The following is a 7229-nucleotide window of genomic DNA, read 5'->3' as shown; positions in this document are numbered from 1 at the left end:
ACACTGGTCATCGCGCACCGGCTCTCGATGGTGCGCGCGCTTGACCGGCTGCTCGTCTTCGACCGTGGCCGTGTCATCGAAGAAGGAGACCACGCGACACTGATCCAGCTCGACGGTGGCATCTACCGCCGCCTGTTCGAGCGGCAAGCGCTAGGGTTGACGAAGGCCAATGCGGCGTGAAACTTGCAGGCCACCGGCTCGACTTTCACTGAGTTCGAAAATATATGCCGAGCGTAATGAGTGGGTCAAAGAGGGCGTAGCGTTGGTTTCCGGTGAACAGCGATAAGGGGTAAGCGTCCGGTGAGGCTTTCAATTACCCATAAGTTCGGCTCCGATGGTTGCGCCGAGCTTGATGTCCGTGAGGCGCGTAAGGCCGCGCCACATGACGGTGTTGCCCGGCGGCGGGTCGCTGGCACGCGCGAGATAGCCACTCAATCGCGCGATTTTGACCAGATAGCTCGATAAGGTTCCGGCATGGGAGGCGGTCGGATCCTTGTCGGGAAGAAGATGATCGAGGAGCTTCATTTCGACATCGGTTATTGCGAGGTCCGGTTTAGCGTGCGGCTGTGAGCGGTTGATCATGGTCATCCAAAACACCCGCCAAGCCAGGATGCAGAAGACAGCAATGAGCTTCACGAGGCGCTCGGCAGTTCGCAGCCTTGCCTCTTCGGCTTTGCAACCGGATTTCAGGATCTTGTGGAAGGTCTCGATCTTCCAGCGCATAGCGTACCAGTCGAGCTTCTCGATGGCGTCGTCGTGGGCATGCACGGGCAGATTGGTGATCAGCTTCCAGTCGATCCTTGGCCGATGCTTTGGTTCCTCACGCTCCTGGGCGTACAGCACCGTGAGGTCGAGCGCGGGATAGCGCTTCTGCTTGCCGATCGGCGGCAGGACATGGATGCGGCGGTATTTGATCTCGACCGCGACGGTCTCAGGCTTGCCCTTGGCATCGCGAACCTCGACCTCATGCAGCCCGCTGATCTCTTCCTCGTTCATCTCCGCGGCGATCGTGTGCTCGCCATCACCCGCCAAGCGATCGACGCAAGTCTTCACCAGGAAATGGGTGCCGAGTGCGGGTTTCACAAGTTGAAGACGATCGATCCGGACGTCCCCTAAGGCAGACGTCGTCGTTTCCCTTTCAGCAGATTGGCCTGTTCACTCACCTTCCTGGGCCCAGGCGAACCCAATGACGCATCATAATATGAACGATGGCAACTTGCGCTCTTCACTCCGGCAACGGCGGCCAGTTGATCATTGGCTTTAGCAAGAGTGCGGCCGCACTGGTCAAGCTCTACGGCCGTGAGAGGGCGAAAGCGATGTTCGACCTCGCCTTCCAGGCGTGGACGCTGATGCTGGATATGATCGAGCATTCATTCGATCGACTGCAAGCTCAGGGATGACGGGCCATCTGATCGGCGCCGGCAGCGCCGGCTACCTGGTTCGAGTTCGAACTCGAATGCCTCACTACGGCTATGAACTACCCGCATGTGCGCACTCTCCGCTGCCGAGGCGCGGGTGGCCGGTCGACACACCATATCATGGTTACCACTTTAAGCTCGCCGCCGTCTCGGCTATGGACCCCGCATTGAGCCCGTAGTGCCGATAAAGATCTTTCACCGTGCCAGTCTGCCCGAAATGCTCTACCCCAAGGCTGACTGTCTGGTGACCCATCACCCCACCCAGCCAAGAGAGCGTCGCTGGGTGGCCGTCGATGACGGTGACAATCCTGCAATGACGGGGCAATTTGCCAAGCAGGCGCTCAGCATGGCTCAGTGCATGCAGATTGCCGCGGGCACGTTCTCGCTGGGCGGCTTGCCAACCGGCGTTAAGGCGATCGGCCGACGTGATGGACAATACGCCGATATCGCGCCGCCTGTCGGCTAGCATCCCAGCTGCAGCAATGGCCTCGGTCGCCACCGTCCCCTGGTAGGCGATGATGAGATCGGCATTGGGCCCGGGTTCCTTCAGCCAGGTCGCCCCATCGATCAGCTCCTGGGCGAAATGTGGGTTGAGTTTGCGGCCCGGCTGCTCAATCTGGCGGGTGCTGAGGCGCAGGTAAACCGAGCCGCCCGTCTCATCGCGCAGCCATGTGCGCTCGTCCGGATCGCCCTCCCCGTCGCGCTGCATGTAGTCGAATGCCCAGGCCATGATGATGGCTAGTTCGTCGGCGAAAGCCGGCTCAAAGCTCGCTAGCCCGTCCTGGCTCATGCCGATTAGCGGCTGAGCGATAGACTGGTGCGCACCGCCCTCGCTTGAAAGTGAGATGCCAGACGGCGTACCGACGACGATGAAGCGGGCGTCTTGGTAGCACGCATAGTTCAGGGCATCGAGGCCGCGCGACACGAAGGGATCGTAGAGCGTACCAATCGGCAGTAGCCGCTCGCCAAAGAGGGAATGGGAAAGCCCGGCTGCGCCCAATAGCAGAAATAGATTCATCTCCGCGATCCCGAGTTCGATATGTTGGCCCTTGGGCGAGAAATCCCACTTCTGCGCGCTCGGGATGCGCTGGTCGCGGAACAGGTCCGCAAGCTCCCGACGCGCGAAAAGCTGGCGGCGATTGACCCACGAGCCGAGATTGGTCGAAACCGTCACGTCGGGTGAGGTCGTGACGATGCGGGCCGCTAGTTCGCTGTCGGACTTGCCAATCCCGTCGAGTATGCGGCCGAAGGCGGCCTGGGTCGAGATCTCCTCGCGCACGGCGGCTGGGCTGACGGCAACGGTCTGCGGTACCTCAATGCGCTCCGCCTGGTAGCGCCGGCGACCCATGGCAAAGAATGGTACGGAGTCGAGGAAAGCCTGCATCTCGGCCGCCGAGCCGTCCAACCCCTCGAACCGCTCCCATTCGCGGCCTGGCCGGACCTTCATTTGTTCCTGAAAGGCCTGCATTTGCGCAGAGGTCATCAGCCCGGAATGATTGTCCTTGTGGCCGGCGAGCGGCGTACCGTAACCCTTTACGGTGTAAGCAATGAAGGCTGTCCGACGGTCGTGGTCGATTCCGTTGAAGGTTTTTCTCAGCGTCTCGAGGCAGTGTCCCCCGAGGTTGTTCATTAGCTCCGATAGCTCCTCGTCGGAACGCCCATCGATCAGCGCACTCACCTCGCCCTGGTCACCGAGATCGTCAAGCAGGCGCTTGCGCCAGGCAGCACCGCCCTGGAACAAAAGCGCCGAATAGAGCTGGTTAGAGCAGGCGTCGATCCATTCCTTGAGTGCTTCGCCGCCGGGCTCTTCGAAGGCAGCACGCTGCAACGCCCCGTATTTGAGTGTGACGACATCCCAACCGAACGCCTTGAACACCGTCTCTATTCGATCGTACAGGCCCTCGCGCACCACGCCGTCGAGACTCTGGCGGTTGTAGTCGATGATCCACCAGCAATTGCGCAGACTGTGCTTCCAGCCTTCCTGCAGTGCCTCGTAGATGTTACCCTCATCGAGCTCGGCGTCCCCGACCAGCGCAATCATCCGGCCAGGTCTATCGCCGGTGGTGCTCCAACCCTTCGCGGCGATGTAGTCTTGGATCAATGATGCAAAAGGCGTGATCCCGACACCGAGCCCGACCGAACCAGTCGAGAAATCGACATCATCCACATCCTTGGTGCGGCTAGGATAGGACTGGGCGCCGTGATAGCCACGAAAGTTCTCCAGCTTTTCGAGCGTCTGATTGCCCATCAGATATTGGATCGCATGGAAGACCGGTGAGGCGTGAGGCTTGACGGCCACACGGTCCTGCGGCTGCAGCACGTCGAAATAGAGCGCCGTCATCAGCGAAACCATAGAGGCTGACGATGCCTGATGGCCACCGACCTTGACGCCATCCACCTTCTCGCGCCGGTTCGCCTGGTCGATCATCCAGCAGGCGAGCCAGAGTGTCTTCTTTTCTAGTCGGCGGAGCATTTTGAGGTCACGGGTTGCCATGGCCATTTCACGGTTCTCTTGCTGCAGTGTGTTTCCCGGCAATATACGGAACCTTTGGCGCTATTTCCTTGCTATTCCCTCATAGAGTTGCCATGCCTGAGACAGAAACCGCCCGAAAAGGCTCTGATTACAGGTGACATCTGCCAAGTTAGATCCGACGGATCGGAAGATCCTGCGTGAATTGCAGTCCAATGCCCGACTGACCAACCAGGATCTGAGCGACAGGGTGGGCCTCAGCCCGTCCCCATGCCTGCGGCGCCTGCGCCGATTGGAATCCGAAGGGATCATCACAGGATACTCGGTAACACTCGACGAGGAAAAGCTGGGTCTGCCAGTCGCGATTTTCATGTCTGTGAAGCTGGAGCGCCAAATCGATTCCGCACTCGTCGCCTTCGAGACCGAGATCATGAAGCATCCTGAAGTTGTCGACTGTTGGCTGATGACGGGCGACAACGACTACCTCCTTCGCGTTTTGACCCCCGGTTTAAAAGAGTATGAGACGTTTCTGACAGGGACGCTGACTAAGATTCCCGGAATCGCCTCCATCCAGTCTTCGGTTTCGCTCAGGCGTGTGAAATCTTCGGGATCGGGTATCGTGTAGCGCATGCATGTCCCGCATGCCCGCGCGCGCCTGTCGCCTGAGCAATGTCGTGGCACAAAGCCCTCTGCCGCATTATCTGAAGTGTAAGCGTGAAGCTGATCCCATCTGGCACGGCGAGAGATGATGACACTGAAGGAGCCGAGGAGCTTGCGCTGTCAATTTCTATGTCTGCGCCTATGTCTGATGATAGAAGTTTCCATGTTCTTGAGGCGGTTCCGAACCGGCTGGAGGCAAGCCCGCAGCGTCCGCGGCGGCGCTGGTCGGCGCAAGCGAAGGCGCGGCTGCTCGAGGCGACGCTGAAGCCGGATGCGAACGTGTCGGCGATCGCGTGCGAGGCTGGACTGGCGACCTCGCAGCTGTTCGGCTGGCGGCGCAAGGCGATCAAGAGCGGTGCGGTCACGCCGCAGCGGGATGCGGATCGGCTTGGCTTTGTCGAGGTCACCCACGCGGCGTCTTCAACGGTCGAGATCCGGGTGGTCCGAGATCGGATTACGATCCGCATCGTTTGGCGAGGCGGTGAACTTACCGAACGCGAGGTCGAGCCGAGAGTTCATGCCTTGAGCGCCCTGTCTCGCGGCGCCGAGATGGAGGTCCGGCTGCTCGAACTGGCTCATCAAGGGCTCGACGACACGGCAATAGCGGCCAGACTGACTAAGGAAGGTTTCCGCTCACCGCGCCGCAGCTACGTTCCTGTGCGCACCGTCCAAGTCGTCCGACAAGGCCATCGCGTATTGAGTCAGTCTACACCAGCCCGCTCTCACCACATTCCGGGGTGGCTATCGGTGTCTGAATTAGCGATGGCGGCGGACGTTTCTCGATCCTGGATCCGGCATCGAATCCGCAATGGCGTGATCAGTATCCACCAAAGCGCCCCTTGTCGTGTTGCCTCACTGGGTCGGTCAGATACTACAAGCATGGTTGTTTCCAGAGTGGTGGGTGAACAACTCCACTCTGTCAAAGAGCAGGGCGCTATCCACCCGCCCATGGGATCTGACAGTCCCACAGGGCTGGAAGCCGTAGCTGTTGGGCCCCCCGTGCACGGCATCAAACAAATCGTAACGTCGGCACCGAGGCGCAATTCGTATACTGGCGACCGCGCCCGCATCACCACAAAGCAATAGAATCGCCACCGGTCGAATCGGTGGGCCATCACAGCCGTAAATTGTTCGCCGAACGCTTTCAATCACCATCGCTACTCGTTCAATCCAAAACGAGGGCAAATCGAGCCTCCAACTGGCCAGCCAAGGTTTCAAATAACTTTACAGAATCTTTACAACCGCAAATCGCTGAGAATGCTAAGTTCACGACTGCCGCACGCCACGCAACGGAGGTCAACGCAAATGGCAAGAAGAGCCCTCATCCTGCTTGAAGGCGATATACAATATTCAACGGGTAATGGTCTGCTATACGTTCAAGCAGCCCAGCGTCTTGGGCTTCATCCAATTACCCTGTCGGCTGATCCAGCGCAGTACAGCTATCTTGCCGCGGGATGTGAGGCAATCCCTGTTGATACAAGCAATTACGATGCGTTGATCCGCGAATGTTCCCGGCTAGGTGAGACCTATGACATTGCTGGCATTACCTCTGTCAACGAGTCGGTCTATGCGACAGTTGGCAACCTCTGCCGGCACTTCGATCTACCGGGACCGAACCCCGTATCCATTGAACGATGCTGCAACAAATTCACTCAACGTCAGCTCCTGGAGAAAGCCAGAGTTCCAATACCTGCATATCGCTTGGTGGAGAATGCAACGGACGTAGAACGCGCTGCTGCGGAGATCGGCCTACCGGTGGTTGTTAAGCCGGCCGTGGGCATCGGCAGCAGCGGTGTCCGATTGTGCCGCAACCTTGAAGAGGTAGCCGAACATACGACCTATCTGTTGGGCGGCAAGCACAGATGGCGATCCTCGCCAAGGATCCTGGTCGAAGAATTCGCGCAAGGTTCTCATTATTATGCCAAAATAATGGGAAATGAGGTATTGGCAATTGCTGCCGCTAGCTTTGGTCCTGCACCGCACTTTGTCTATAGTGAGGTCGCCTTCCCGGCTCCGCTGGCGGATCATGAGCACGAGCGTATCGTCGATATTTCGCTAGGCTGTCTGCGAGCTCTCGAGCTTGGCTGGGGGCCAACGGGGATTGAATTCCGGTGGACGAAACGTGGCCCAGTCGTCATTGAAGTCAATCCGCGGGCAGGTGGCTTCCCCGATCCTCAACTGGTCCAGCTTGCTTATGGGATCGATCTTGTCACGGAGCACCTCAAGCTTGTTATCGGCGAGGAATCGGATTTGCGGAGAACTCGTTCGCATGCTGCGGCCGCGCGGATACTGCTTCCTGATCGCGATGGCACCCTCGATTGGATCAATGGCGTTAGCCGAGCGGCTGCTATACCAGGTATCGAGGAGGTCAAATTGTATGTTGAACCCAAGACACCGATTATCAGGATGGGGGACTACCGAGATTGGTTGGGACATGTCATCGCCAGTTCATCTAACCCCACTCAGACCGAGGCCATACTTCGACATGCCGTCGACTTGATCGGTTGGTCGATTACACCATTTCCGACCCTTGGCGAATAGCCACAATCTGGAAGCCGTTACCTCGCCGCACCAGCGCAGGGTGTCGCCGGGTAAAAGCTGATAGTCGCCGAAGATTGGCGCATGTCTGGACATATATAGGCCACGCCCGATTTGCAAAAGGTTGGTTGGCTAAGGATCAA

General features: G+C 58.7%; 7 protein-coding genes. 5 read left to right on the top strand and 2 right to left on the bottom strand.

Features of this window, described 5'->3' with window-relative positions; translation table 11 throughout:
• A partial coding sequence (locus EOA79_RS10670) for a hypothetical protein (protein ID WP_164893842.1) occupies nt 1-180 on the top strand: 180 nt, incomplete at its 5' end.
• A gap of 129 nt (nt 181-309) precedes the next feature.
• Here EOA79_RS10670 and EOA79_RS10665 read toward each other — a convergent pair.
• Nucleotides 310-1083: an IS4 family transposase gene (locus EOA79_RS10665; RefSeq protein ID WP_245489862.1), complete on the bottom strand. Its 774-nt coding sequence runs from the start codon at nt 1081-1083 to the stop codon at nt 310-312.
• A 125-nt stretch (nt 1084-1208) separates the two neighbouring features.
• Between EOA79_RS10665 and EOA79_RS10660 the strand changes: the two genes are divergently transcribed.
• Complete coding sequence (locus tag EOA79_RS10660; RefSeq protein ID WP_128161147.1) at nt 1209-1400, top strand: hypothetical protein; 192 nt, start codon at nt 1209-1211, stop codon at nt 1398-1400.
• A gap of 142 nt (nt 1401-1542) precedes the next feature.
• Here EOA79_RS10660 and EOA79_RS10655 read toward each other — a convergent pair whose 3' ends face one another.
• Nucleotides 1543-3912 carry a 1-deoxy-D-xylulose-5-phosphate synthase N-terminal domain-containing protein gene (locus tag EOA79_RS10655; protein ID WP_128161317.1) on the bottom strand — a complete coding sequence of 790 codons (2370 nt, stop codon included), beginning with the start codon at nt 3910-3912 and terminating at the stop codon, nt 1543-1545.
• Between the two features lie 133 nt (nt 3913-4045).
• Here EOA79_RS10655 and EOA79_RS10650 point away from each other — a divergent pair, with 133 nt between their 5' ends.
• The 3 genes from EOA79_RS10650 (at nt 4046) to EOA79_RS10640 (ending at nt 7089) form a co-directional block, all read left to right on the top strand.
• Nucleotides 4046-4513, top strand: a complete 468-nt coding sequence (locus tag EOA79_RS10650; RefSeq protein WP_128161149.1) for an Lrp/AsnC family transcriptional regulator — start codon at nt 4046-4048, stop codon at nt 4511-4513.
• Between the two features lie 89 nt (nt 4514-4602).
• Nucleotides 4603-5634, top strand: coding sequence for a transposase (locus EOA79_RS10645; protein ID WP_128293007.1), 1032 nt, complete (start codon nt 4603-4605; stop codon nt 5632-5634).
• Between the two features lie 219 nt (nt 5635-5853).
• Nucleotides 5854-7089 carry an acetyl-CoA carboxylase biotin carboxylase subunit family protein gene (locus EOA79_RS10640; RefSeq protein WP_128161153.1) on the top strand — a complete coding sequence of 412 codons (1236 nt, stop codon included), beginning with the start codon at nt 5854-5856 and terminating at the stop codon, nt 7087-7089.
• Nucleotides 7090-7229: the final 140 nt, after the last annotated feature.

The sequence above is a fragment of the Mesorhizobium sp. M1A.F.Ca.IN.020.03.2.1 genome, assembly GCF_004023205.1.
In the GTDB taxonomy this organism is placed as follows: Bacteria; Pseudomonadota; Alphaproteobacteria; order Rhizobiales; family Rhizobiaceae; genus Mesorhizobium.
The sequence above is the reverse complement of the archived record's forward strand: the minus strand, read 5'-3'. Positions and strand labels throughout refer to the sequence as shown.

Excerpts from the sequence above, each read along its gene's own strand:
- EOA79_RS10640 (WP_128161153.1), top strand. The coding sequence starts at position 5,854 with ATGGCAAGAAGAGCCCTCATCCTGCTTGAAGGCGATATACAATATTCA.
- EOA79_RS10660 (WP_128161147.1), top strand. The coding sequence starts at position 1,209 with ATGGCAACTTGCGCTCTTCACTCCGGCAACGGCGGCCAGTTGATCATT.
- EOA79_RS10655 (WP_128161317.1), bottom strand. The coding sequence starts at position 3,912 with ATGGCAACCCGTGACCTCAAAATGCTCCGCCGACTAGAAAAGAAGACA.